General features: G+C 69.2%; 22 protein-coding genes and 1 tRNA gene. 5 read left to right on the top strand and 18 right to left on the bottom strand.

The genetic code is table 11. From position 1 onward, the window contains the following. Window positions 1-111 precede the first annotated feature (111 nt). Window positions 112-185: transfer RNA gene (locus ACFY12_RS29855), tRNA-Thr, on the top strand. A 112-nt stretch (window positions 186-297) separates the two neighbouring features. On the opposite strand, the gene ACFY12_RS29850 is transcribed toward ACFY12_RS29855, so the two are convergent. Beyond that, window positions 298-1026, bottom strand: a complete 729-nt coding sequence (locus ACFY12_RS29850; RefSeq protein ID WP_390719038.1) for a 3-keto-5-aminohexanoate cleavage protein — start codon at window positions 1024-1026, stop codon at window positions 298-300. 571 nt (window positions 1027-1597) lie between these two features. Beyond that, the gene (locus ACFY12_RS29845) at window positions 1598-1840 is read right to left on the bottom strand and encodes a hypothetical protein (protein WP_390719037.1); all 243 of its coding nucleotides are present in this window, start codon (window positions 1838-1840) and stop codon (window positions 1598-1600) included. A gap of 194 nt (window positions 1841-2034) precedes the next feature. On the opposite strand from ACFY12_RS29845, the gene ACFY12_RS29840 reads away from it, so the two are divergent. Further along, entirely contained in the window at window positions 2035-2433 is a 399-nt protein-coding gene (locus ACFY12_RS29840; RefSeq protein ID WP_390719036.1) for a GNAT family N-acetyltransferase, read from the top strand. A gap of 51 nt (window positions 2434-2484) precedes the next feature. Here ACFY12_RS29840 and ACFY12_RS29835 read toward each other — a convergent pair whose 3' ends face one another. From ACFY12_RS29835 to ACFY12_RS29810, 6 genes are all read right to left on the bottom strand, one after another. Next, a complete protein-coding gene (locus ACFY12_RS29835) occupies window positions 2485-3330 on the bottom strand; it encodes a hypothetical protein (protein ID WP_390719035.1) in 846 nt (281 codons plus the stop codon). 475 nt (window positions 3331-3805) lie between these two features. Continuing rightward, on the bottom strand, window positions 3806-4414 hold the full coding sequence (locus tag ACFY12_RS29830; protein WP_390719034.1) for a hypothetical protein: 609 nt from the start codon (window positions 4412-4414) through the stop codon (window positions 3806-3808). Window positions 4415-4651: 237 nt separating this feature from the next. Further along, window positions 4652-5572, bottom strand: a complete 921-nt coding sequence (locus tag ACFY12_RS29825; protein WP_390719033.1) for a heme A synthase — start codon at window positions 5570-5572, stop codon at window positions 4652-4654. Window positions 5573-5674: 102 nt separating this feature from the next. Further along, window positions 5675-6025 carry an antibiotic biosynthesis monooxygenase family protein gene (locus ACFY12_RS29820; RefSeq protein ID WP_390719032.1) on the bottom strand — a complete coding sequence of 117 codons (351 nt, stop codon included), beginning with the start codon at window positions 6023-6025 and terminating at the stop codon, window positions 5675-5677. A 77-nt stretch (window positions 6026-6102) separates the two neighbouring features. Next, the gene (locus ACFY12_RS29815; protein WP_390719031.1) at window positions 6103-6543 is read right to left on the bottom strand and encodes a hypothetical protein; all 441 of its coding nucleotides are present in this window, start codon (window positions 6541-6543) and stop codon (window positions 6103-6105) included. Between the two features lie 22 nt (window positions 6544-6565). Next, window positions 6566-7945, bottom strand: a complete 1380-nt coding sequence (locus ACFY12_RS29810) for an FAD-binding oxidoreductase (RefSeq protein ID WP_390719030.1) — start codon at window positions 7943-7945, stop codon at window positions 6566-6568. Between the two features lie 78 nt (window positions 7946-8023). Between ACFY12_RS29810 and ACFY12_RS29805 the strand changes: the two genes are divergently transcribed. Then, entirely contained in the window at window positions 8024-8989 is a 966-nt protein-coding gene (locus tag ACFY12_RS29805) for a helix-turn-helix transcriptional regulator (RefSeq protein WP_390719029.1), read from the top strand. 112 nt (window positions 8990-9101) lie between these two features. Then, on the top strand, window positions 9102-9575 hold the full coding sequence (locus ACFY12_RS29800; protein WP_390719028.1) for an OsmC family protein: 474 nt from the start codon (window positions 9102-9104) through the stop codon (window positions 9573-9575). Window positions 9576-9742: 167 nt separating this feature from the next. Here the strand turns inward: ACFY12_RS29800 and ACFY12_RS29795 are convergent, their stop codons facing one another. The 7 genes from ACFY12_RS29795 to ACFY12_RS29765 all read right to left on the bottom strand — a co-directional run bounded on the left by ACFY12_RS29795 (window position 9743) and on the right by ACFY12_RS29765 (window position 19036). Beyond that, on the bottom strand, window positions 9743-10711 hold the full coding sequence (locus ACFY12_RS29795; protein WP_390719027.1) for an L-tyrosine/L-tryptophan isonitrile synthase family protein: 969 nt from the start codon (window positions 10709-10711) through the stop codon (window positions 9743-9745). Between the two features lie 192 nt (window positions 10712-10903). After that, window positions 10904-12238, bottom strand: a complete 1335-nt coding sequence (locus ACFY12_RS29790; RefSeq protein WP_390719026.1) for a cytochrome P450 — start codon at window positions 12236-12238, stop codon at window positions 10904-10906. Window positions 12239-12249: 11 nt separating this feature from the next. After that, window positions 12250-14121 carry an asparagine synthase (glutamine-hydrolyzing) gene (asnB, locus tag ACFY12_RS29785; protein WP_390719025.1) on the bottom strand — a complete coding sequence of 624 codons (1872 nt, stop codon included), beginning with the start codon at window positions 14119-14121 and terminating at the stop codon, window positions 12250-12252. A 25-nt stretch (window positions 14122-14146) separates the two neighbouring features. Then, the gene (locus tag ACFY12_RS29780; RefSeq protein ID WP_390719024.1) at window positions 14147-15598 is read right to left on the bottom strand and encodes an MFS transporter; all 1452 of its coding nucleotides are present in this window, start codon (window positions 15596-15598) and stop codon (window positions 14147-14149) included. A 312-nt stretch (window positions 15599-15910) separates the two neighbouring features. Further along, window positions 15911-16786 carry an ABC transporter ATP-binding protein gene (locus ACFY12_RS29775; protein ID WP_390719023.1) on the bottom strand — a complete coding sequence of 292 codons (876 nt, stop codon included), beginning with the start codon at window positions 16784-16786 and terminating at the stop codon, window positions 15911-15913. Between the two features lie 25 nt (window positions 16787-16811). Next, window positions 16812-17831, bottom strand: a complete 1020-nt coding sequence (locus tag ACFY12_RS29770) for a FecCD family ABC transporter permease (RefSeq protein ID WP_390719125.1) — start codon at window positions 17829-17831, stop codon at window positions 16812-16814. 116 nt (window positions 17832-17947) lie between these two features. Continuing rightward, window positions 17948-19036: an ABC transporter substrate-binding protein gene (locus tag ACFY12_RS29765; protein WP_390719022.1), complete on the bottom strand. Its 1089-nt coding sequence runs from the start codon at window positions 19034-19036 to the stop codon at window positions 17948-17950. Window positions 19037-19220: 184 nt separating this feature from the next. On the opposite strand from ACFY12_RS29765, the gene ACFY12_RS29760 reads away from it, so the two are divergent. Next, entirely contained in the window at window positions 19221-19757 is a 537-nt protein-coding gene (locus ACFY12_RS29760; RefSeq protein WP_390719021.1) for a MepB family protein, read from the top strand. A gap of 237 nt (window positions 19758-19994) precedes the next feature. Here the strand turns inward: ACFY12_RS29760 and ACFY12_RS29755 are convergent, their stop codons facing one another. The 3 genes from ACFY12_RS29755 to ACFY12_RS29745 all read right to left on the bottom strand — a co-directional run bounded on the left by ACFY12_RS29755 (window position 19995) and on the right by ACFY12_RS29745 (window position 22591). Beyond that, window positions 19995-20606 carry a lytic polysaccharide monooxygenase auxiliary activity family 9 protein gene (locus ACFY12_RS29755; RefSeq protein ID WP_390719020.1) on the bottom strand — a complete coding sequence of 204 codons (612 nt, stop codon included), beginning with the start codon at window positions 20604-20606 and terminating at the stop codon, window positions 19995-19997. 315 nt (window positions 20607-20921) lie between these two features. Beyond that, the gene (locus ACFY12_RS29750) at window positions 20922-22253 is read right to left on the bottom strand and encodes a helix-turn-helix domain-containing protein (protein ID WP_390719019.1); all 1332 of its coding nucleotides are present in this window, start codon (window positions 22251-22253) and stop codon (window positions 20922-20924) included. A gap of 149 nt (window positions 22254-22402) precedes the next feature. Continuing rightward, window positions 22403-22591 (bottom strand): hypothetical protein, encoded by a 189-nt coding sequence (locus ACFY12_RS29745; protein WP_390719018.1) that lies wholly within the window; start codon window positions 22589-22591, stop codon window positions 22403-22405. Window positions 22592-22739 lie beyond the last annotated feature (148 nt).

Below are 22739 nucleotides of genomic sequence, written 5' to 3'. Positions count from 1 at the left end.
TCTGCGGACCGCCCGTGACGCTACCCGGGCCCGGCCCCGGTGTCAGTAGCCCAGCCCCCACCAAAATCAGGATCCCGGCACCCTCCCCGGCTGGGTACACTCTTCCCGCACGCCTCCTTAGCTCAGCTGGTCAGAGCACCGCTCTTGTAAAGCGAAGGTCGTCGGTTCGAATCCGACAGGGGGCTCTGGGAAGGTCCAGGTCAGGTACCCGCTGACCTGGGCTTTTTTCTTACGCCCTGACCAGGCGGGGGCGGAACTCGATGATCTTCGCGCCGCCCTGCGTGATGGTGACGTCGGTTATGGGAACTGTCCGAATGCCTGGATCATGGCATGCGCGGCCCGGATCAGACCGGCGTTGCTCGTGACGGGAGTTCCGTCGGGTAGCTGGAGTACGTCTTCCAAGCCGATGCGGGTGTCCAGCCCGCGAGTGGCCGCTGTGTGCAGGATGGTCCAAGCCGCGGTCTCCTCACCGTGGAGGAGGATCGGCAGGTTCGTGCTGCTGAGTTCGTTCAGCAGGGAGGCAGCGGCGTCTGGGGCGGTCTGTGGGTTGGTGTCGGTGACTTCGGCCAGGACACGCAGCACGCGGTGCGCTTGTGGCCAAGCGAGGAAGTGTCGGGCGGCTTGTGTTCCGGAGTAGATACCGGCTTCGATTCCGATGCCCCGCTCCAGCAGTGTGCTCGCGACGGTCGTAGCGCCGTCTTCGTGCCAGTTCACCGAGGCGTGATCGGGCAGCACGGTCCAAGAGCGTACGAGTGCGGCTCGCTGCTGTGCATCCGGCATCGTCCACGCACCGGTGGTGACCCCGATGGGGACGGCTGGGACGGCCGCCCGCACGGCGGCGACCGCCGCGTCGACATGAGTGGGCTCGAGGGTGTCCTCGCCGTCGTGGTTCTTGGGGTGGAGATGGATGTCCTGAGCTCCGGCGTCGACGGCTTCGCGGGCGGCCTCTGCCAGCTCTTGCGGGGTCACGGGGAGGTGGGCAGACTCGGTTCGTTCTCTGGCGCCGTTCAGACAGACCTGCAGCATGGGGTGATCGTCTCAGGTGGGTCTGACAGTCGTGGCCAGGTCAGTCCGCAACCTTCATGCGGAGGCTGACGTCGGCGGCGTAGGTGGCCCAGTCGCCCGCGGAGAGACGTTGGGCCGGGTTGGGGCGGATGCCGGGCTGGTTCAGTCGCTGCGTCAGCTGTGTGGTGCTGATCGGCCGTCCGGGCTGGCCGCCGAGGAAGAGCCATGGGGAGGGGCCAGGGCGCCGATGGTCGCGTGCCCTTTGCGGTTCGCGGCGACGGTGCCGGCCAGCTGGGCGACGGGCTGCTGCATTCGGCGCAACACGGCGGCGAGATGGCCTGGGCTCCGGCCTTGCGCAAGGCGATGAGCAGGTCTCCGACGGCCCTGGGGGCAGGCGAGCGGCAGTCGTTGAGGACGCTGGGATGCTCGGCCAGATGCGAAGCGAGGCGGCGTGACTTCGCGCGGCCGCCCGCGACGCTGACGACCACGGCGCGGATCCGGTCGAGCTCCAGCTGGCGTTCGACGGCCCCGACCAGGTCCACGATCAGCCCGATCGGGTCGGAGATGGCCCGCTCGGGGCGCCCGGGCTCGGTCACGACCGCTCGAGACCGCGGATGCGGGCCCGCTTGGGCCGCAGGTCACCGACACCGGTCTCGGCGCCAACAGCCCACCTTCTCCGGGTAATTGATCCGGTGCCGGCTGCGGCGACGGGCTCGATGAGGTCGTCCATGGTGCAGTCGAGGATGTCGAGCAGGGCCATGAGGATCTTCAGGCTGAGCCCGCGGTCAGCCATGACTTTGCGCAGGTGCCATTGGTAGTCGAGCTTGGCGGCCACCAGCGGTCCTTGTCTGCGGAGGTCGGGGCGAGCGCGGGCGCAAGTGCCTTATGGGGCATGGTGTTCATGAAGTCGTCGCTGACATGTAATGGTGGAGTCGGGTATTGGAACCCTCGGAATGCCTCTGCCTGAAAGGGGCATGGGCCCCAGAGGGCGGGGTTGGATCGGGTGCCTCGCGGCCTACGATGCGGCCCATGACGATCACGTATGAGTGGCGCGGTGATTTCGACAATGCCGCGGTCAACGTGCTCCACGCGGAGGCGTTCGGTCACGTTCAGGGGAACATCGATTGGCAGACACGAGTGCAGCGTCACAGCCTCGGCTGGGCCTGTGCCCGAAATGACGGCAGGCTCATAGGGTTTGTCAACGTCGCCTGGGACGGTGGCGTCCATGCGTTCGTTCTCGACACGATGGTCGCCCAGGACGTGCGCAAGACCGGTGTCGGGACCGAACTCGTGACGGCCGCGGCGCAAGGCGCCCGTGCAGCGGACTGCGAATGGTTCCACGTTGACTTTGAGAAGCATCTGCGTCCTTTCTACTTCGACGCGTGCGGTTTCAGGCCGACGGACGCTGGGCTCCTCGCCCTGCGCTAGTTCACGCTTGCTCCGCAGTCGTCCGGCGGCTGATCTCGGTGCGTAGGCGGCTCAGTCTCCGGCGGCGGCTCGCTGCCACTTGACGGCGACGGTGATGTCGATGCCGAGGGTGCGAGCGAGGACTGCTGCGGGTAGCTCGGTGGCGAGCTGGAAGAGTGCGGTCGAGCGGGCTTGCGCGAGCCGGATGCCGAGTTTGCGGAGTCGTTCGCCCATGGCCCAGGCGCTGATCGGCCGGTCGGGCTGGCCTCCGGGGAACAGCCAGGGTGAGGCTGTTCGGGCGAGGACGGCATGGCTGCGGCGGACCGCGACGTGCTGGAGGGCGAGTTCAGCAACGGGTGCCGGAAGTTCGACCGGGACGGCGCCGAGGCGGATGCGGACGGCTCCGTCCGTCTCCTCGATGTGGTCGACGGTGAGACGGGAGATCGCGGCGGGCCACTGGGCATAGAGGAGGAACAGCAGGCCGGTGAGGCGGACTTGGGGCTTGAGGGTGTCGTCGTGCAGCAGGCGCCGGGCGCTGGCCCAGCGGGCGTCGTCGTCCATCGCCTGGGTGGGACCGTTCCATCTGACGGCCGGGAAGCTGAGATCGCGGGTGATCTTCTGGGTCAGGAGCCAGCGCACGAAGCGGCCTGTCTCCCGGCGGTGACGGACGTCCTCGCTGGTCATCCACCGTTCAAGGTCGGCCTGATGGCAGGTGGCAAGGGTGAGGTTCTCGTTCTCGAGCCAGTCCAGGAGGCAGACGGCCGCCCGCAGATGTTGCTGTGCGAACGCGAGTTGGTAGTGGGTGACCTCCTTGCCGCGGCTTCGTCGGCGAAGCCGGCGAAGGAGGTGCCAAGTTGCGTACCGGTACAGGATTTTTCGTCCCTCGGCCGTCATATGGGAGGCGACGAGGTTCTTCACGCGCCGTTCGAGACGGAAGTCGACGATGCGCCGCGGCAGTGCCTTGACCCAGTCGACGATCGCGTTCCAGACGCGTACGGTGCCGGTCTTGAAGTCGTCCCAAGCTTCTCAATCGCCGGGACGACGTAGGTACCGAAGGCTTCGACGGCCCCCTGCTGGATGGATCCAGGGAGTACAGCGCGTTTCCGTGGTCTTCGGCCTTGGTACCGAACAGCTCGGTCGCGATGGCGTTCCGCTCGATGGGGTCTTTAACGGCCCGCAGGGTGTCGAGGGTCTTGTCGAGGGCACCGGTCGCGCAGGCTGTGGCGACGACATACCGCGATATACCGTGTCGTCACGCGAGACGCTCCCCTCGGGCCGTGGGTGTGCATCGAGTGGAATGGCCGTACGTGGGATGTGGTCGGCGAACCTCGCCGCTACAACGGGTCATTCGCTACCCGGCACATTGCGTGCTCATCCGGAGCCACCCCATGACTCATGAGTGAGTCTTAAGAGCGGCGGAGAGCTTCTCCCTGATCTCTCTTGTTCCTACGACGATAGAGACGGGACTTTCAGTGTTCTGCGGTTGGATCACGTCAAGTGAACCCCGAGGCTTCGAGGTCTTGGAGATGTCTGGGGAGAAGAACTTCATGACCATTGCATCCTTTCCGCAGGAAAGGTTTGCCCAGGTGCCGTGTGAACCCTTAGCTGAAGAATTCAAGTATGGGCCGTAGGGGAGACGTGTGGTTTCGTGGGTGCCATCTTTTGGCCATGCTGTAAGCACATGGACTGAAAGGTTTTTGCGGTCGCCCTTACGGGTTGTCGCTAGACCACACTTCTGCCCTGTCGTGTAAATGATGATCCGGTCGAGCCCGTTGTGGACTTCTCCGATCACCCTCCGCTTTCCCGAGTGGGCCGAGTCATCCTGTTCGGTGAGCGGGTCGTCAGCCAGATCGAGTGCTGGAAGCTGAAGCAGACGTGAAGGCTCGGCGGAGGAGGGCGAGGGGAGAGCGGAAGGGGTAATTCCGCCCTCCCCTGATGTGCATGCGACGCAAGCAGGCAATAGGGCACAGCCGATGACTGCATATCCGGTCAGGCGCTTCATCGGCGAACCCCCATTGCGCTAGACGTCAGGTCAGCTTGTCCACTGGTTGAAGCGTACCCCGGTGGGCTTCATCAGATATCCGACCTTATCGCCCTGAGTGACGGTGTACGTGTCGAAAGTCGGGCTGGGTGTTTGTGTTTGACTTGCGGCAGTGAATTTCCCATGTCGGCGCGCCACGGACGCTGGACTCGGCGGATCCGGCGTCACCGGCGTCACCGGCGTGGGAAATTCGCGAACCTATGAAGGAGGCATCGCCCCACTCCGCGGGGACTCTGTGTCGGCGTCGACCACGAGTTTCGGCTGGCTCGAATTCGAGGCCTGAACGGCGAGGTGCACCTGTAGAGCGCCGGCCCACACGAGTGCCGAACCGAGGAGATGGAGCCCCACGGCCAACGCGGGCACGCTCGTCAGTGACTGCACCAGGCCGACAGCCCCTTGGGCCAGGACCACCGCGAGGAAGAACACCGTCTTTCGGCGGGCGTGTCCGGAGCCTTCCTTCCCGAGACTGGACAGGAGAATGCCGGCGATGCCGACGACCGTCACTGCCAATGCACCGTGAATGCTGGTAATGAGCGTCCAGTTGACAGGTATGCGATGTACGGCAGAGGAGTCGCCCGCATGCGGACCGGAACCCGTGGCGAGAGTGCCCACCACGACCAGCAGGGCGTTCACGGCGAGCAGTGCGACCGACGCGGTGCGGCAACGCGGTGGCAGCGGCGCCTTCTCCCTCCCGGCGGCCTCATGACTTCGGGCCCGGTCCCAGGTGACCACCGCGGTGGTGAGGAGCAGCATCGCGGCGAGAAAGTGTGCTGCGACGATGTACGGACTCAGCCGCATCCAGACGGTGACCCCACCGACCACCGCATTCAGGACGACGACCCAGAACTGCGCCCAGGATCCGCGGAGCACGGAGGGCATCGGGGCCTTCTGAAGACGAGCCGTGATGATGACCCAGCCCACGATCACGCAAAGGACGCCGGTGAGAAGCCTGTTGGTGAACTCGATCGTGCCGTGCAGTCCCATTTCTGCAGTGGGGGCCAGCGTGGTGCCCGTACACATGGGCCATTCGGGGCAGCCCAGGCCGGAGCCTGTGACGCGGACGATTCCACCAGTTACGACGATCGCGATGCTCGCCACCACCGATACCAGAGACGCCACTCGGACGCTCCTCGGTCCGAGTGAGTATCTGTCGGCCAGCCAAGAGAGAGGTGTCTGCATGATTGGCCTTCCTTGATTCAGATGTGATTCGGACGTACGCGCCTACGCGGAGAACTCGACGGCGACGTCGTACAGTCCTGGGCTTGACGTGATCGGTGTCTGCACGTCCTCGCGTGCGGCTCGGGTGCGCTCCTGGAATTCGGTGTCCGCGGTGGCGGCCTCCCACGCCTCCTGGCTTTCCCAGTGGGACACGTTGACGAGTTGGAACCGGGTCTGCGACGAACAGGCCCGGTGCAGCCGGGAGTCGAGGAAACCGGGCTTGGTCTTCATGAGCGCGGCGCGTTGTTCCCACTGGGTGACGAACGCATCGACTTGGTCGGCGGCTATGTCGAAGATGTTGATGAACGTGACGGATGATTCCGGTGCGTTCACCGGCCGGCTGTCCATGGTCATGGGGATCTCCGGGAATGGATGGTGCGGCCCGGTTCGCTGGGTGGCGCGGGCCGGGTAGCGGGCCGGGCAGCGGTGGGTCAGGGTCTGCCGCGTCGTCGTAGTGCGGCGAATTGAAGAATAGTGAACACCGATACGGGGATGGCCTGCAGGGTGGTCCAGGCCGTACCGATGGCGTTGGTGTCCCACCAGTTGAGGACGAGGGAGGCGACGCTCGCTGCCACCCACAGGGCCCCGATCGCGATGACGAGCCACACCCAGGCGGCGGGCGGATGAGTACGGCCGGCCAGCACAGCGACCCCCATGCCGATCGTCAGCATCAGACCGCCGGAGGTGAGCACCAGTTTCTCTCCGACGCCGAGCAGTTCGGCGAGGGGAGTGGGGGCGAGGAGGTAGGCCAGCCCGAACACGAGCATTCCGGCCGCGTCCAGAGCGAGGATGCGGCGCAGCGGACCGTGTGGCGACGTGTGCCTGTTCGTCGGGGCGACGGCGACGGCGGCGGAGAAGGAGGACGGTGTCATCAAGGTCTCCCAGCGGCCGACGTCACGGGGTGGTGTGCGGCGGGATGTTGTAGTTGAGGCGGAAGATGTTCCGGGGGTCGTATACGGCCTTGAGCTCGGTCAGCCGCCTGTGGTCGTCCGAGGTGTAGGCGGTGCGGGTCCGTTCCTGATCGGCGGCGTCACCATGGCCCATGAAGTTGAGGAACCGGCCGCTGGTCCAGGGTTCCAGGTCCTTGAACATGCGCACGAGGCAGGCGTGCGCGTCGATGGGGGAGATGTCCGTCAAGGGAATGAGGGCCGCCATCATGAAGTGTGCGTCGCGATGGCCGACGGCGTTCGGATGCGTGGGCCGGCGGGCCAGCGCACCGCCCAGGTGGCGTAGCTCCACGACGGTCGGCAGCGCCGCGCCGGGTCCGGCGTGCTTGAGGATCGTGCGGACCGTGTCGCCGTCCGGGTTTGCCAGGAAGGCGTTGTCGGCGGCCCACGGCATGGGGATCGGGGGGTCGTTGTGGATGTCGGCGCTCTGCTCGTAGGGCATGTCGCGCAGGGTTTCCAGCAGCCGGGGGCCGGCCTGGCGGAGTGGTTCGACCAGGCGCTCGCCGGCCTCGGGGGAGCCGGTGAAGGCGATCCGCACGTGACAGACGTGGCGTCCGCGCATCGGCTCGGGCATCTGCGGATCGTCCGGGAAGGGAATGAGCGCCATCGATGAGTTCATCTCATCGGGCACCGTGGCGACCCACTGCCCATATGCCTCCAGGATCCCGGGGGTCTGCTCCAGGTCGAAGAAGAGCCCGCCGCCGTACAGTCGGGCCACCGGGACCAGGCCGAACTCCATGCCGGTGACTATGCCGAAGTTGTCCCGCCCGCCCAGTAGCGCCCGGTACAACTCCGGTTCGGTGTCCGGGGTGACGTGCCGCAGCCGGCCGTCGGCGGTTACCACGTCCATGGCCCGTACCCGGTCGGCCGCCCAGCCGTGAGTGCGCCCGAGCAGCGCGAGCCCTCCGCCCAGGGTGTAGGAGACGACGCCCACATGCGGCGCGGAACCGTTCAAGGGTGCCAAGCCGTGCCGCGCCGCCTCGGGGACGACCTGCTCGAAGCGGGCGCCGGCGGCGACGTAAGCGCTGTGTGTCTCCGGGTCGACGCGGACGGCATCCATGCGCCGGGTGGTGACCAGCAGTCCGTCCTCGGCGGCAACGGAGAAGCCGTGCCCGGTGTTCTGTACGGCCACCGGCAGGCCGTGTGCCGCGGCGAAGGCGACTGCCTCGGCCACGTCCTCGGCGCGCGCGGCGCCGACGATCACCTCCGGACAGTGCCGCACGGCCAGGTTGTAGCCGGTCCGCTCCTCGTCGAAGCCTTCCTGACCGGGCAGCAGCACCGGCCCCTCGATGCGGGCGGCCAGATTCTCGATGTCGATACGCTCCATAGCCCTGTTCCTTCGTCGGTGCCGATGGGGAGCGATCTTGACGCGCATATATGACATCCGCCGTCATATTCTGCGCGGGTGAAATTCGACCGCCTGCTCTCGATAGTGCTGTTGCTCCAGCACCGCGACCTGGTCCCGGCCAAGGAACTCGCCGAGCGCCTGGAGGTGTCGCAGCGCACCATCTACCGCGACGTGGAGGCCCTCTCGGCGGCCGGCGTCCCGGTATACGCCGAGCGCGGCAAGGATGGCGGCATCGGGCTCCTGGCCGGCTTCCGCACCGATGTCACTGGCCTGACCACCGACGAGGCGCGTGCGCTGTTCGTGCTGGCGTCACAGAGCGCCCACTCCGCGCTCGGCCTCGACCACGCGCTCGGCTCCGCGCTGCGCAAGGTGATGGCCGCGTTGCCCGCCCCACACCGCCCGGCGGCCGAACTGACCAGCCGCCGCATCCTCGTCGAGCCCGACCGCTGGTATGCGGCACCCCGCCCCAACACCGACCTGGAGACCCTGTACGCCGCGGTCCTCAGCGACCGCCGACTGCGCATCCGCTACCGCCACAGCGGCCAGACCGCGCTCCGCACCTACACCATCGACCCGTACGGGCTGGTGGCCAAGGCCGGTACCTGGTACCTGATCGCCGACCACAAGGGCAATCCGCGGCTCTTCCGAACCGACCGGTTGTCGCAGGTCAGCGTTGTCGAGAAGGAAGCGCGCCGTCGTACCGGCGTGGAGCTGACCCAGGTCTGGCACGACCTGCGCCGCCAGGTGGAGGACCGCAGCGGCGGCGTGACGATCGCCGTCCGGGTGCGCCGGGCGCGGCTCGACATGGTGACCCGCATCGCCGGCAGCTTCTTCAGCGGTCAACCCGTCCCCGAAGCCGGCACCGACGAGTGGCTGCGGGTGGAGGTCGTCTACCCCGTTGTGCAGGCGGTCCGCCACCTCCTGCAGTTCGGTGCCGACGTCGAGGTCGTCGGCCCTCCCGAGGCCCGCACGGAGATGACCCGCGCCATCGCCGAGTTGGCCGGACTCTACGGCACCACCTGACCTCGGGCTTCGGGGTGTGCCCTGCGAGCCGATCACGGGAACCTGGGTCCGTTGGCGCCCCTCGTGACTGCGCCAGTCGAGTGGGGGGGCGGACCCTCCCTATCCTGGCCGTATGACTGAGACGCACACTTACGACGTGGCGATTGAATGGACCGGCAACCTCGGTTCAGGTACGGATGGTTACCGTTCCTTCAGTCGCTCCCATGAAGTCCTGGCGACGGGGAAGGCGCCCATCGCTGCCTCCTCCGATCCGGCCTTTCGCGGCGATGCGTCCCGCTGGAACCCCGAGGAACTGCTGGTGGCTTCGGTTGCTCAGTGTCACATGCTCTGGTATCTCCACCTCTGTGCTGTTGGCGGGGTGACCGTTGTCGACTACGAAGACCGTGCCCACGGGGTCATGACCATGGACGCAAGCGGGGGCGGAGGCCGGATAACCGAGGTCGTGCTTCGCCCTGAGGTGACCGTTGCCGAGGCGTCGATGGCGGACAAGGCTCGCGCACTGCATAGCGAAGTGCATGCGGTGTGCTTCATCGCTCGCTCGGTGAACTTCCCCATCCGGTATGAGCCGCTCATCTGTGTCCAGTAGGGGCCAGTAGGGTCCAGTAGGGGAGCCCAACCGAACTCGCCTGCATTTATGGGCCCGTTGGGAGTCGTTGAGCAGACGGTGAGGTCGGCGCGGGCGCGGGCCACCCGGGAGCGCACCGTGCCGATGGGGCCCGGTATCGCCGGACCGGACATCCCGGCAATGTCCTGTCAGTCCTGGTCGAAGTGGCTGGGCCTGCCGTCGCGCTCGATCAGGCGCCCCAGTTGAGCGGCCCTGGCCCGCGGCATGAGGGTCCAGGTGCCGTCGGTCCGGCGAAGCGCGGTCGAGTGCCAGGGTGTGGTCCAGGCGTCGGGCGCGTCGAGCAGGCGGATGCCGAACTTGAGGGCGCCGATGGGCTGGGGGTGGATGGACAGGCGTACGGAGCGGGGGTGGTGGTCGGCTATCAGGTCGCCCCAGGCGCGGCTGCGCTGGATGACGCCGTACGCACGTTGTCGGCATGCGCGCTGGAGGGCGGAGCGGGTGCCCGAGTGGTCGGCGGTGTCCTCGACGAGGAAGCGGGTGATGCCGCGGTAGAGGGCGAGGGTGTGGTCGTCGGTGCGGACCTCGGCGCGCAGGGCGTCCGACGTGGGGGCGTAGCGCTTGTGGAGGTGGGCGCGTTTGGTGTCGTGCGGGAGGTCTCCGAAGACGTCGCGCAGGTCGAATACGGAGAGGCGGGTCAGGCCCAATTGGGCTATGAGGGCGCGGAGTTCGTCGGCGTAGGCGTTGATGTGTTCGTCGGGGACGTGTATGAGGTCGCCGAAGGCGTGGCCGTCGGAGCAGATGACCATGCGGGCGCCGGGTGGGTAGATCCGCTCGATCTCGCCGCACAGGGTGTTGAGGAAGCTGAGGGAGAGGCGTTCTCCCTGGTCGGGGAGGTGGCCGAGGACTTTGGCGGGGTTGGGGGACTTGCAGGGGAAGCCGGGCAGGGTGAAGGAGACGGGGGCGTCGTCGCGTACGAAGTCGGCGATCTGGCGCAGTTGATGCGGAAACCTCGCGGCGGAGCCGGAGGCGGAGGCGGAGCCGGGGGCGGAGGTGGAGGCGGGGGCCTGGTCGGTTGTCCGGTGGTGCGGCAGGAGCAGGTTCAGGATCGCGGTGCTGATGTGCGTGGGGAGAGCGTCCGGCGAGGTGGTCGGCGGCATGTCGTTCCTCCAGGAAACGTTCGGGCATAGCGGCATAGCGGCATAGCGGCATAGCGGCATAGCGGCATGGCGCCGTGGCGGAGCGGCGGCCAGGCGCCGTCGGGCGGATGAGGTGGTGGATCGGCCGGGTCCAGGGGCGAGTGGTGCGGCCGAGCGGTGCGGCCACCTGCCCCGGTCAGCCGGCGGCTGGTGTCAGCGGCGTTGGTCGTAGCCGACGGGCAGGTGGTTGGTGCCGCGGCCGAGGACGGCCGGGATCCACTCGATGTCCTCGTCCCTGAGGGTGAGGTGGAGGCCGGGGAGCCGGGAGAGCAGCGTGCCGAGGGCGATCTGGAGTTCGGCCCGGGCGAGGGCGGCACCGGGGCAGAAGTGGATGCCGTGGCCGAAGGCGAGGTGGGGGTTGGGGCTGCGGTCGAGGTCGAGGGTGTCGGGGTCGGGGAAGCGGCGCGGGTCGCGGTTGGCAGCGCACAGCGAGACGATCACGGAGTCGCCGGACGGGACCTCGGTGCCGTGCAGGTTGCTGTCCCGGTCGAAGAAGCGCCAGGTGGTCAGCTCGAAGGCGCTGTCGTAACGGAGGAGTTCCTCGACCGCGCGGGGCAGCAGGCCGGGGTCGTCGCGCAGGCGGGCCAGCTGGTCGGGGTGGCGGAAGAGGGCGATCAGCGCGGTGGTGATCTGGTTGGTGACCGGTTCCTGGCCGGCGACCAGGAGCTGGAAAATCATGGAGTCCAGCTCCTCCTGGGACAGTTCGCGGTGGTCGCGGGCCACGACCAGGCGGCTGAGCAGGTCGTCTTCCCCGTGTTCGCGCTTGTGGGCGACGACGTCCGCGATGTAGCTCTGCAGGCCGTGCAGCCGGGCCTCGTACAGCGGTCGTCCGGGGTCGGTGGGGCCGACGGGCTGGACGACCTTGCCCCAGTCGCGGTCGAAGCGGGCGGCCAGGTCCTGCGGGAGGCCGATGACCTCGGCGAGGACCTGGAAGGGGAAGCGGGCGGCGAAGCCGGTGACCAGGTCGGCGGGGCCGGTTGCGGGGAGTGCGTCGATGAGGGCGTCGGCCAGTTCCTGGAAGCGGGGGCGCAGGTTCTCGATGCGGCGGGGGGTGAAGGCGTCGGTGACGAAGCGCCGCATGCGGGTGTGCCGGGGCGGGTCCTGGTGGAGGAGGTGGACCTGGAGCTGGGAGTGCTGGGGTTCGGGCATGATCGAGGCGCGGGCGCGCCAGCGGTCGTTGCCGCGGTCGTGGTTCTTGCCCAGGCGGTCGTCGTTGAGCGCGGCGTGGGCGGCCTCGTAGCCGGTGACGAGCCAGGCGTGTACGCCGCTGGGGAAGAGCACGCGGTGGACCGGGCCGGCCTCGCGCATCCGCTCGTAGAGGGGGTAGGGGTTGCTCTTGTAGGGGCAGCCGGTCAGCGGGACCGGGTCGGGCAGCGGCTCCGGCAGAGGCTCGGGCCGGGGCTCCGGCAGAGGCTCGGGCCGGGGCTGCGGCAGAGGCTCCGGCCGGGGCTTCGGTTCCACGGCCGGCAGGGGTTCCTGGAGGGTCATGCGAAGGCTCCTCAGAGGGCGAGTTCGGGCCGGTAGTGGTCCAGCCACAGGGCCAGGTCGACGACGCGTTCGAGGCGGAGGCGGTGGCCCCACGCCAGTTGGCCGGGCGGGGTGTCGAGACAGGGCTTGAGGCGGGCCGCGTCGGCCAGGGCGCGGACCTGATCGGTGGCCAGGGCATCGCGCGCCAGTTCCTGCAGGCCGCGGTTGTAGTCGGGGTGGTGCGTGGCCGGGTAGTGGTTCTTGGGCCGGTGCAGCACGGAGCCGGGCGCGAGTCGGGCGCCGGCGGCGCGCAGCAGGCTCTTCTCCCGGCCGTCGAAGCTCTTGTGCGCCCAGGGCGTGGCGAAGGCGTACTCGACGAGGCGGTGGTCGCAGTAGGGGACGCGGACCTCCAGCCCCTGGGCCATGCTCAACCGGTCCTTGCGGTGCAGGAGCTGGCGCAGCCAGCGGGTCAGGGACAGGTGCTGCATCTCGCGCTGCCGGTGCTCGACGGGGGTCTCGTCCTCCGGATGCGGTACGGCGGCCAGCGCGCTGCGGTACGTGTCCCGGCGGAACTCCCCGATGCGGAGATCGAGTTCCGGGTTGAGTGGCATCGCGGCTTCGTCGCCGGTGACGAGCAGCCACGGGAAGGTGTCCGCGGCCAGTGCCTTCGGCTGGTGGAACCAGGGGTAGCCGCCGAAGACCTCGTCCGCCGCCTCACCGGACAGGGCCACGGTGGAGTGCTTGCGGATCTCGCCGAACAGCAGGTACAGCGAGGTGTCCATGTCGCCGACCCCGATCGGCGAGTCCCGCGCCACGACGACCGCCTTCCGGTGCTCGGGGTCGAGCAGGGCGTGCGGGTCGAGGACGACCGTGCTGTGGTCGGTGCCGATGAAGGCACCGGCCTCGGTGGCGTACGGAGTGTCGTGGCCGGTGCGCAGCACGTCGCCGGTGAACTGCTCGGCCTGGTCGCGGTAGTCGACGGCGTAGGAGCGGATGCGGGCGTCCGGGCCTTCGCGCAGCCGGAGTTCGTCGGCGAGCAGCGCGGTCAGGACGGTGGAGTCGATGCCGCCGGACAGCAGGCTGCACAGCGGGACGTCGGACTCCAGCTGGCTGCGGGCGGCCCTGCCGACCAGCGCACGGATCCGCTCGACCGCGCTGTCCCGGTCGTCGTCGTGGACCCCGGCCTCCAGCTGCCAGTAGCGGCGTTCACGGATACCGTCCCGGTCCAGGACGAGCAGGCCGCCGGGCTCGACCTCCCGTACCCCCGACCACACGGTCGGTCCGGTGTTGAAGAGCAGGCTGTACGCCTCCCGCAGCCCGTCGGCGTCCACCCGGGGCCGTATCTCCGGGTGGGCGAACAGGGCCTTGGGCTCGGAGGCGAAGGCCAGGCCGCCGTCGACGGTGGCCCAGAACAGCGGTTTGACGCCGAGGCGGTCGCGTACCAGCAGCAGCCGCTGCGCACGCTCGTCCCATACGGCGAAGGCGAACATGCCCTCCAGGTGCTCGGCGAGGTCCTCGCCCCACTCGGAGTAAGCGTGCAGCACCACCTCGGTGTCACTGCGGGTGCGGAAGAGGTGTCCCCGGGTGCGGAGTTCGGCCCGCAGCTCGTGATGGTTGTACACCTCGCCGCTGTAACTCAGAACGATGTTCGGCCGGTCGGGGTGGTCGGGTCGGGCGGGCTGGTCGGGCCGGTCATGCCGATCGGGCCGGTCGGTCATCGGCTGTACGCCGCCGGCCAGGTCGATGACGGCCAGGCGGCGGTGGCCGATCGCGGCGCGCTCGCCGAGCCAGACGCCGCCCGCGTCCGGGCCGCGCGGGGTGAGGGCGGCGGTCATGGCCTCGATGGCCTGGACCCGGGTGCGGGCGTCGCCATGGAAGGACGCCCAGCCGGTGATTCCGCACATGGGGGTGACTCCTGGGGCAGTGGTGTCAGTGGTGGGCGGTGGGCGCCGCGTCGGTCGTCTTCTCGGGTACGGGTACGGGTGCGGGTGTGGGGCTGGAGGTGGGCTTTCTGCCGGGCAGGGCCAGCAGGAGTACGGCGAGACAGGCGGCGGTGGCGGCCGGCGCGAGCCCGGCCCGTACGCCCTCGCCGGGTCCGGTCAGCCCCCAGGCGGCGGTGGCCAGGGCGGGCCCGAGGGTGAAGCCGAGATTGCGGGCGAGCTGCATCGTGGACCCGACGGTCGCGGTCCGGTCCGGTGGGGCGGCGCCCATGACCAGGGCCTGGGTGGGGCCGCCGTTCAGGCCCATGCCGATACCGGCTACCGCCAGCCGCCAGGCCACGTCCGGCGGTGACCAGCCGTCGCCCAGCGGGAGCAGCAGGAGCAGACCGGTTGCGGTGACGGCGGCGCCGGTGGCCGCGACCGGCCGGGGGCCGTACCGGTCGGCGAGCCGTCCGCCGAGCTGTCCGGCCAGGCCCATGCCGAGGGGGAAGGCGAGGACGGTCAGCCCGGTCGTGGTGGCGCTGACCGCGTTGTCGCGTTGCAGATGCAGGGCGACCACGTAATGCATGGCGGCGAACCCGGCCGCGAGGGACAGCACCGCGCCGTGGGCCCGGAACAGGCCGGCGGCCCGTAGGACACCCACCACCGGCCGGCCGCCCGGACCGCGCAGCCACCACCAGAGCGCCGGGACCGCCGCGAGCGCGAGCCCGAGCACGAGCCACGACGGATGGTCCGAGGCCAGGGTCAACGTCAGCAGCACGAGCGCCACACCCGAGGCGACCAGCAGGGCGTCCACCACCGACCGTCGGTCGGGCCGGCGCAGCCCGCCGTCCCGCGGCATGACCCGCCAGGCCACGACGAGGGCGAGCACACAGAAGGGGATCTTGACCAGGAAGACCGCATGCCAGCCCAAGTGGTCCAGCAGCAGCCCGCCCACGGCCGGTCCGGTCACCGCGCCCAGCGGGCCCAGGGTGGCGGGCACGCTCATCGCCCGCCCGCGCAGCTCCGGACGTACGGAGCGGAGGGCGAGGACGGGCATCAGCACGAACAGCACCGCCCCACAGGCGCCCTGCATCAGGCGGGCAGCGATCAGCCAGGCCGCCCAGGGCGCGGCGGCGGCCAGGGCACTGCACAGGCCGAAGCCGCAGGTCGCGGTCAGCACGGCGGAGCGCAGCCCGACACCGTCGAGCCACCGGCCGACCGGCAACAGCAGTGCCACGACGGGAAGTTGGTAGCCCAGTACGGCCCACTGGGCGGTCGCGGTGGACACGTGCAGACCGTCGGCGATCTCCGCCAGGGCCACGTTGACGATGTTCATGTCGAGCATTGCCATGAACGCCAGCACGCCCGCCACGGCGACCAGCGGCCAGCGGTTCTCGCCGACGGGTATGTGACCGGGCTGTTCCGCAATCTGTCCCGCACCGGGCCCGTGGTGTGTCACCCTTCCGCCCCTCATCGTCATGAGCGGACTGCCGGACAGCAGCCCCGACTGAGGAGTCGCTGGGGATCCGGGGTGAGTTCCCGGCTCCACTCAGGAAAGTGACCAGCTGGCTGGTTTCCCGTGCTGATCAGCACGCTTACTGGCACGGCGGGTCGGGTTCCGGTAACGGATCCGGGGCCGGTGAGAGTCGCCGCCTGATCCGCCTGATCCGCCTGATCCGCCTGATCCGCCTGATCCGCCTGATCCGTTTGATCCGGCTGATCCGGCACCGCGGGCCGGGCAGGGTGCAATCTTCGCCCTGCCCGCTCGCCTTCACCCGCCGGCTCGTGCCTCCAACGTCGCAGCCGTCTCCGTCGCAGCCGTCTCCGCTGCGGCCGTCTCCGCGTCGACTGTCTCCGTGCCGGTCGTCTCCGTGCCGGCCGGCGCCCGGTGATCGAAAGCGATCAGTGGATCACCGGTGAGCGGGTGGTCGACCACGGCCGCCCGTACGCCGAACACCTCGGCCAGCAGGGCAGGGGTGAGGACGTCGCGCGGCGGTCCGGAGGCGATCACGGCTCCGGCGTGCAGGACGTGCAGCCGGTCGCATACGGCGGCGGCCGCGTTGAGGTCGTGCAGCGACACCAGCGTCGTACGGCGCTGGGTGCGCAGCAGGGCGAGCAGTTCGACCTGGTGACGGATGTCGAGGTGGTTGGTCGGTTCGTCCAGCACCAGAACGTCCGGGTTCTGGGCGAACGCGCGGGCCAGCAGGACGCGTTGGCGTTCACCGCCGGACAGGGTCGTGAACCGCCGCCCGGCCGTCGCCGCCATCCCGACGTCGGCGAGGGCCCGGGCGATGACGTCCCGGTCGGTGGCGTCATCGCCCGAGAAGGCCCGCTTGTACGGCGTGCGCCCCATCGCGACCACCTCCCGGACGGTCAGCTCGAAGTCACCGCCCCGTTCCTGCGGCAGCGCGGCGACGTGCCGCGCCGACCGGGCCGACGTCAGCTCGCGGAGGTCGGTGCCGGCCAGCAGCACCCGTCCGGCGGAGGGCTTCAGGTGCCGGTAGACGGTGCGCAGCAGCGTGGACTTGCCGCTGCCGTTCGGCCCGACCAGGCCGGTGATCTCGCCCTCGGCGGCCACCAGATGGGCCCCCGCCACGACCGTACGGCCGGAGTAGGCGACGTGCAGGTCTTCGATGTCGATTCTCAACTGCCGTTCCCCAGTCTCAACAGGCTCAACTGCCGTTCCCCAGACGCCGGTCCAGCAGATACAGGAGGGCCGGAGCCCCGATGAGCGAGGTGACCACCCCGACCGGCAGCTCCTGCCCGTCCATCGCCGTACGGCAGACGATGTCGACCACCACCAGCAGGAGCGCCCCGAACAGCGCCGAGAGCGGCAACAGGCGGCGGTGGTCGCCACCGACGACCAGACGGCAGGCGTGCGGCACCATCAGACCGACGAAGGCGATCGCCCCGGACACCGCCACCAGGACACCGGTCACCACACTGGTCACCGCGAACAGCTCCCGGCGCAGCCGGGTGACGTGGACGCCGAGCCCGGCCGCCGTCTCGTCGCCCATCAGCAGGGCGTTCAGCCCCCGGGCGCGCGCCTGGAGCCACAGCAGGGCGGCCGGAACCACGACCGCGGGTACGGCCAGCACCGGCCAACTCGCTCCGCTCAGGCTGCCCATGAGCCAGAACAGCACGCTGTGCGTCTGCTGCTCGTCCCCGGCCTGCAACACCAGGTAGCTGGTGAAGCCGGACAGGAACTGGCCGATCGCCACGCCGGTCAGCACCAGCCGCAGCGGCGCGAATCCCCCGCCCCGGCGGGCGATGGCCCACACGAGGGCGAAGGTGGCCAGGGCGCCGATGAAGGCCGCGCCGGACAGCCCCAGGCCCAGCGCGCCGCCCGCGCCGAGTCCGAGGACGATGGCGGCGACCGCACCGAGCGACGCGCCGTTGGAGATGCCCAGCATGTACGGGTCGGCCAGCGGGTTGCGCACCAGCGCCTGCACCGCCGTGCCGATGAGGCCGAGCCCGGCCCCCACGAGCGCGGCCAGCAAGGCGCGGGGGACCCGCAGTTGCCACACGATCAGGTCGTTCGTGCCCGGCCGCGGGGCCTCGCCGGAGAGCCGCCGCCCCACCACGCTCCACACCTCGCCGGGCGGGATGGACGTCGACCCCCAGGCCACCGCGGCCGTCAGCGCGACAAGGAGCGCCACGCCGAGGATCAGCGCCGGCGTTCCGGCGCGCAGACTCCGCGCGCCTCGGCTTGCACCGTCCCCGCTTGCGTCGTCCCGGCTCGTGTCCGTGGCGTCCCGGCTCGTGTCCGTGGCCTTGAGGCGGGACGCGGACGGCGTGGAGAACACGGCTAACCGACCTTGCCCGGGTAGAGGGTCTTGGCGATCTTCTCGACCGTCCCGGCGTTCTCGACACCGGCGATGGTGGTCTGCTCGGAGCCGATGCGTAGGAAGTGGCCTTCCTTGACCGCCTTCATGCCCTGGGTGGCCGGATTGGTCTCCAGCCACTTCTGCGCCTCGTCGAACGCCTTCTTGTTCGCCGCCTCGCTGCCCCGGTTGCGGATCCCGAGCTGGATCCAGTCCGGGTTCTTGGCGATCACGTCTTCCCATCCGGCCTGCTTGCGGTCACCGTTGCAGTCGGCGAAGACGTTACGGGCCCCGGCCAGGGTGATCACCGCATGGGCGACCTGGCGGTTGCAGATGACGGTCGGCTGCTTGGTGCCGGCCTCGTAGTCGAAGAAGAAGTACGTCGGCCGCTTGCTCTCCTCCACGTCACCGACCGCCTTCTGGACCGCGTCCACCTTCGCCTTCATCCCGGCGACGAGTTCCTTCGCCCTGGCACTCGTACCGGTGACCGCGCCGAGCGAGGTGATGTCGGCCTCGACCGCCGACAGGTCCGTCACCGGGCTCTTGCTCCGCGCCGCGCAGGCGGTGGACTTCAGGTAGATGTGCTTGATCCCGGCCGCCTTGAACTCCTCCTCGGTCGGCGCGTCGCCCATCCCTCCGCCGCCCATGCCCCCCATGGCCGCGAACGTGTCGATGTACAGGTCGGCGCCGGAGCCGAGGAGCTTCTCCTTCGGGATCACGCTGCGGCTGAGCGCCTCGACCTTCTGCGCCTGCGCGTCCAGCGCGCCGGGCAGCGTGCCCTTGCCCGGCGGGAAGCCGGTGCCGATCACCTTGTCCCCGGCGCCGAGGCGGAGCAGCAGCTCCAGGCTGGAGGCGTTGCTGGTGACGATCTTCTTCGGGGCATCGGAGAAGGTGGTCTCGGCGCCCATGCAGTCGGTGACGGACACCGGATAGGCACCGGTGGCGGAGTCCCCTGCCTTCCCCGTCTTCCCGGCGCCCTGGTCCGCCGCCCCCTTCCCCCCGCCGCCGCAGCCCGCGGCCAGCAGGCCGCCGAGTACCACGGCCGCCGCACCGCCCCACACGCGAGAACGCATCGAAATCCTCCCAAAACCACTCGGTCCGCGGGCGAACATCCGGCCACCCGCTCCAGTAGTCGGAGCAAACACCTGAGGAGTTCCCGCCCCCTTGCCGCTCGGCACCACCAAAGAGACATCGGCCGCATCGATCGGAGGATGTGGGCACGCCACCCGTGATCCAGGGTGCTGGCAGGATGGGGGAATGGTGACGAATCAGCCGTGGGCAGGGCTTCCCGGCGACCTGCTGGCGGCGCGGACATTGGTGTACGACCCGAGTGGCTTTGCCTGCTCACAGCCGCTGCCCGAACCGGAGAGCGCCGAGTACGCAGCTCACCGGTTCACGCTCGACGGGTTGTCGGTCAGGTTCCGTGTGGCCAAGACCACCCCGACGAAGGTCGGTCAGTTCGTCACCGTGTGGCAGCGGTCCGCAGAAGGCCCGATCCGGCCGTTCGACGCCGATGACGGGATTGATCTCGTGGTGATCAGCAGTCGCGACAGCGGCCACTTCGGACAGTTCGTGTTCCCGCGAGAGGTGCTGTGCGAGCGCGGCATCATGTCCCGTAACGGCTCCGGCGGGAAGCGGGGGTTCCGCGTCTATCCGCCGTGGGTGACCACGACCAGTCGTCAGGCACGCGGCACTCAGGCGTGGCAGGTGAACTACTTCCTGTCTATCGAGGGGCTTGAGGAGAACGGGCGGCCTGTCGACGTGGAGCGCGTCCAAGCCCTTTACCACCCGTAGGTGAGCCCTTTCGCGTCTGCCACCCATAGGTGCGGCCCCTTCCACGTGCCGCCCCTTCCATGTGCCGCCCCCTTCCACGTGCCGTGCATGCGGCGAGCAGGGCTCCCAACCCAGGTCGCTTATGGCGGACCGGTCTTGGGCGCCCTGCTCGCATTCTCGGAGGCACCGGTAGGCACCGGTAGGCACTGTCTCGGAGGCACCGGTAGGCACCATCCGGATTCGGAGTGACTCGCCCAGCTAGGAGAAGTTCGCGTCGATCACCTGGTAGAAGGCGTTACCGGTGTCCGCAACCTCCCATACGCCGAGAACCACGTGATAGCCCTCGCGCTGCGGCAGCGTGATCGTGTGCTGCACCGGCTCCTGCGGAGAGGGGTCCGGCAACTCCCAATATGGCGTATCCCCGTTCGGTTCCAGCTTCGCGAACGGTACGGCCTCGAATTGGGACCGTGACAGCGGCTGCTGCGGATCCCAGTCGTTCTTCGTGACGAAGTAGTTGTAGCGGCGCGTCTTGTGCTGCTGTGTGAAATTCCAGACGACCTTCAGTTCCCCACCCGATATGAGATCGACCTTCTTCCACTCCCGCACCTCATCCAGCTGAGGGGCACCGCCATGGGTGTAGCCGGCACTGGCGATCTTCCCGTCGGGCGGCGGCGTGTCGCTGGGAATGTCAGCAGGCTGCAGGGGATCGGTCAGGCCTCCCTGCGTCGCCGGGAAGAATTTGCCCGCCTCCAGTGCATTGGACGGATAGCCGTCGTTGAACAGGATCGCCGCCCGGGACGGCGGCTGGGTCACCCACCCATGTGACGGTGCGACGTCCTCATCAGGGCGCTTGGTCTTTGCTGTTGCCATTCTTCGTGTTCCTCCTCTGTGGTGGCAGATTCACCCGAGGCCGGGGTTTTCCTCTGCTTGCCGCGCCGCGCAGCGAGCCCCTGGGCGCCTTTCGTGTGCGAAAGGCCTCGAAGGGGCTCCTTGAGGGTGGGGTCTTCGTGCCGTCCGGATTCCGGCGGCACGACCGCTTCCCGCTGCTTGCGGCCGTCGGCCTTCAGGCTCACATGGGCACCGGCGGTCGGCACCGTATGTGGGTCGAATGGGTGAAGTGCGCACGGCTCACCCGCCCGACGGGGTTGCCGGTTCACAGGCGTCCCTCAGGTCCACAGGCGTCCCTCAGGTCTGCAGGACATTGCCCCAGTTGGCCAGTGCGGGGATGGGGGCGGGCATCGGGTGCGGGCGGAGGGGCGGTGAGGGCGTTGCGGGAGCTGCGGTGGGCAGAGGGCCGGGGGTGACGGGGAGGGGGTGGGAGGAGCTGAGGGCGGCGCTGAAGGCGGCGAGCATTTCCTCGAGTTGGGTGGCTGCGCGGACACGGGTGCGGGTGCGGGGCGGACGGGGTGACGGCCCGGTGGCGGGTGGAGGGGATGGAGTGGGGCGGTTGTGGGCAGACTTCCACAGGGGGGCGAAGTAGGCGGGCTCGCCGTCGAGGACCATGATGAGGCGTTCGACGATGTCCCAGTCGGGGACCGCGGTGCCGTCGAGCATGGCCGTGATCTCGTCCCGGTTGAGGATGCCGCTGGAGGCGACCGCCATGGACCACGTGCTGGGGGTGCCGGCGCGGCGATGCAGATAGCGCAGGGCGGAGTCGAGGGAGAGCTCGCCGCGTCGCTTGGTTCCGCGGCGGGTTTCGGCGTCCTCCCACACCTTGCGCAGCGCGCAGGGATCGGCGCCGCAGGCCCGGGCGATGCGGGCGGTGACGGACCAGTCGGGAAAGCGCTCTCCGCTGAGGATGCGGGAGAGGTGGCTGGCGGACAGGGAGGTGCGCTCGCCGAGGCTGCGCAGGCTGAGCCGGGAGGCGCGTTGCAGGTGGCTCAGGACCGGGGCTAAGCCGGTGGACGAGGGGACTTGGCCAGAGGCGGGGCCGGTAGGGCCGGTGGAGCCGGTGGAGCCGGTGGAGCCGGTATCCACCGCGTCAGGTGTGCCTGCTCGGTGAGTGTCGGCATCGTCGTCGTTTCCCGGGCCGCGCTTCCAGGAAGCCGCAGGCGAAGGCGGGACGGACTGGCGCGGGCGGGCTATCCGCTGAAGGTGGCGGCCGACGTCGTACTTGCCGTACTTGCGGCGGACGGAGTCCTTGTTGAGGCTCAGGACGTCGGCGATGCGCGCCCAGGACACGCCCCGGTGGCGGGCGCGTCCGACGGCGCCGGGCAGCATCCTCTCGACGTGCTGCTGGATCTCCACCAGTGTGGTGAGCGGTCCTGCCTCGCCGGGGACGTGTGGCTCCTCCAGCGCGCGGAAAAGCTGCTGGACTTCGGCTTCGAGGATCTGCGCACAGGCGTTGAGGTCGCGGTCCAGGGCGGCGGTGTCGAGTTGTTCCTCTTTCCGGCGCCTGCGGTAGGCGGCTTGGCGGCACGCGGTGCCGCAGTACTCGCCCGGGCGGCCGGTGCGCTGCGGTGTGAGCTGGGCCCCGCAGTTCTTGCAGCCTTCCTGCGGTGGGAAATACCCCTGCATCTGTCTCTGTGTTCCTTTGCGATCCCTGAGTTCCCGGGTGACGGAACGGGTTCCGTCACCCGGGAATCGTGACGAGTAACGGGGAAGTCTCTCCGTTTCGTCGGGAACGAAGAGACACCAGTGGCACGCCGGGCCGGCCGGCGAACCGCTCAGGCGCGGGCCGGAACCCGGCCCCGCCGCCAGGCGGTGAATGCCCACAGCACCGCCGTGACAAGGAGAACTGCTTGCGCCACGGGCTCCTGCGGCGGGTTGATCACGACGAACGGCGGAGCGGGGAGGGCCGCCGCCGGTCCCCAACTTCCCCAGTTGCGCGGTCCACTGCCGCTGTTGCCCGGCATACTCAGGTCATGGGCGCCACTGTTACTGTCACTCGCAGGTCGGCGCCCCAGGTGTTTGACCCGAAAACGAGCAGGGAACGAAGGCATAGAGCACTTCCTTGTTTCGTGCTTATCAGGAGCGCGAGCCTGACTCTTGGTGGATCCGGGC

This window comes from Streptomyces sp. NPDC001339 (assembly GCF_042895955.1).
Lineage (GTDB): Bacteria > Actinomycetota > Actinomycetes > Streptomycetales > Streptomycetaceae > Streptomyces.
This window is presented reverse-complemented; position numbering and strand designations above follow the sequence as displayed.